The following is a 296-nucleotide window of genomic DNA, read 5'->3' as shown; positions in this document are numbered from 1 at the left end:
GCGCAACCAGGATGAACGAAATACAGCAACCACAGAAAATATCACAGGAGGTGAAAAGAATGCCAACATTTAACCAGTTAGTTAGAAAGGGAAGACAGACATCCGTAAAGAAATCCACAGCTCCGGCTCTGCAGAAGGGTTACAACTCCTTACAGAAGAGAGCTACTGATGTTTCCGCTCCTCAGAAGAGTGGTGTCTGCACAGCAGTTAAGACTGCCACACCTAAGAAGCCTAACTCAGCACTCAGAAAGATCGCCAGAGTACGTCTTTCTAACGGTATCGAAGTAACAAGCTAC

At 45.9% G+C, this 296-nt stretch carries 1 pseudogene; it reads left to right on the top strand.

The annotated features are described in order from the left end of the window. Positions 1-59: 59 nt before the first annotated feature. Positions 60-296: pseudogene (locus tag NE473_RS31625) on the top strand (30S ribosomal protein S12); the annotation flags it as partial.

Origin of the sequence: Hungatella sp. SL.1.14, from assembly GCF_024460495.1 — a bacterium.
GTDB lineage: Bacteria > Bacillota > Clostridia > Lachnospirales > Lachnospiraceae > Hungatella > Hungatella hathewayi.
The sequence above is the reverse complement of the archived record's forward strand: the minus strand, read 5'-3'. Positions and strand labels throughout refer to the sequence as shown.